The 2,133-nt window shown below is 44.0% G+C and carries 3 protein-coding genes; all 3 read right to left on the bottom strand.

What is annotated here, in order from left to right; all coding sequences use genetic code 11:
• Window positions 1-197, bottom strand: a 197-nt coding sequence (locus tag B7Y67_RS15975) for a hypothetical protein (RefSeq protein WP_293599478.1), incomplete at its 3' end; no start/stop codon positions are given.
• 94 nt (window positions 198-291) lie between these two features.
• The gene (locus B7Y67_RS15970; protein ID WP_293599477.1) at window positions 292-1,734 is read right to left on the bottom strand and encodes an ATP-binding protein; all 1,443 of its coding nucleotides are present in this window, start codon (window positions 1,732-1,734) and stop codon (window positions 292-294) included.
• Window positions 1,735-1,793: 59 nt separating this feature from the next.
• Window positions 1,794-2,133, bottom strand: a 340-nt coding sequence (locus tag B7Y67_RS15965) for a cytochrome b/b6 domain-containing protein (RefSeq protein ID WP_293599476.1), incomplete at its 5' end; no start/stop codon positions are given.

Below are 2,133 nucleotides of genomic sequence, written 5' to 3'. Positions count from 1 at the left end.
TCTTCAAAAGGTAGGGTTTTGCGTAAGCCATTCTGCAGCTCCACCGTAAAAGTCGAGGGGGCTTTGCCTTTGGCATCAAAGTGCTTACCCTGCATAGCGCCCGGATCAGCTACGACTCCACCGCCGCCAGCTGCGAATACAGCATTTCCAGAAATGAGTGCGATAGATGCTGCAATCAGAGTTAATTGGGTTTTCATATGGACCTTGAGCTAATGCGAATATTGGTAAAAAGATACTTATCGAATGTAAAGAATGGGCTGTCATTGGGCAATTAGCCCTACAGCTAGTAAGCTAGTCCTGGGTGGATGGCAAAAAGACGGTAAATTGAGCCCCACCACTAGCGGCATCCTCATAACGAATGCTGCCACCATGACGAGAAACAATATGTTGGCAAAGCCATAAACCTAAGCCCATGCCTGAACGCTTATTGCTATTGGAGAGCAATTCAAATAAGTGCATCTGGGCATCATTTGGCACGCCACCGCCATTGTCAGAGATAAGCAATTGAACACCCCCAGAAACATCTCGACTCTCAATCTGGAGCATTCGAGAGGATCGAGTGGATTCACTTAGGGCCTGGATTGCGTTATTAATGAGATTCAGGAGCACTTGCTGGATCTCGCCACGATTAACGTTAATTACCGAATTCGAGCTCAGATCTAGAACCACTTGAATATTCTTTGCCTGAATTTCTGGCTTAGTAATCTTGAGAATAGATTCGATTAATTCGTCAAGCTCGATCTGTTCGGTGCCAATCTTTCCATCAGAAAATATAGAGCGCAGCGATTGAATGATGTTGGTAGCGCGCTGGTTATCAGCTAGTAAGGCAGCCAGAATCTCTTGATTTTGCTCGGCAGTCAAATGACCCTCAGATAACTTCTTCTGTAGAAACTGGATATTCAGTTGCGATGCCCCCAAGGGCTGATTAAGCTCATGGGCAATCGAGGCTGACAAAGCCCCTGTTGCTGCAGTCTTATTAGCTTTAAGTAAACTAGAAATCAAATTCTCGCGCTCAGTTAATAAGGCTTTAATTTCTTTGTTCTCAGTTTGCGACTGAGCACTTGCCAGCGCAATACGCTCAGACCAATAACCACCAATCGCAATGTAAGCCAGCGTGTTCATCACGATTTGCATGATTGTCAGAAGAATCAAAAACTGAGGAATCTGCTCAACTTGACGAATAGTGAGGCCAGATGCAACGACTACAGAGAGTCGCCCAATAGCAAAAAATAATTCTGCAGTAGTGGCGTATTGCAAATACATTAATTGCTTCGAAGGAGTCGACTTTCTCTTTTCGCGCAATTGAACAATCTGCCAAATAAAGAAAGATCCAGTAATGACACAAATGACTGCGGTTCGAATTTCGAATGTGCCATGAATCCGCATCCACTCAAAGAATGGAATGAAAATGAAGACGGAAAATATGAAGGCGTATTCGATGCGTTTACTAATTGGCTGATTCAGCGACCTACAAAATAGCAGTTGCAAAATAGCAGCCACATAGAACAATGTATTGGCTATGGTGAAATTAAATTCTGGCTTTGAGACATCCTCAATAGTCAAAACTCCAGTACCAAAGATGGCTAAGGCCGAAATACTCACCACCAAAGATCCCATCCAATATGCGCTTGGCCTAACAGCACTTTGAGAGCGATAGTAGTGATAGACACCCAATAGCAAACCCAACTGAATGGTGGCAAGAATATAGAAATACAGGGCTATCAGAAGCTTCATGCCATCTATCGTACAACGAGGCGAATATCCCCGATCTCAATCCTCTATCGGGGAGACTTTTACTGAGTCAGGCTAGGCAATCTACCAGTTAAAGTGAGATAGAAGAAGTAGAGAGCGCCAAGAAAAATCAGCGCGCCGATTAAATATTGCGGATAAGGAATTCCTTGCTCTGGCATGCCCTGCTTCTTACCCGTCACCATTGATCTGATGAGATTTTGTCTTTCGATCAAGCTCATGCCAACTGCGGCAACAATATGAACGACGACTAGGCCCAAAACTAAACTAGAAACCGCCTCATGAATCTCTGAAACAAAATTACCTAAAAACTCTTTAACGGATAAATAACCACTCAAGCCAATAATCAAGATGAGGAGCATCAGCGCAAACATGACCAGACCG

It is taken from the genome of Polynucleobacter sp. 35-46-11 (genome assembly GCF_002281105.1).
Note: the sequence above shows the minus strand (reverse complement) of the source record. Positions and strands in the feature narration are given on the sequence as shown.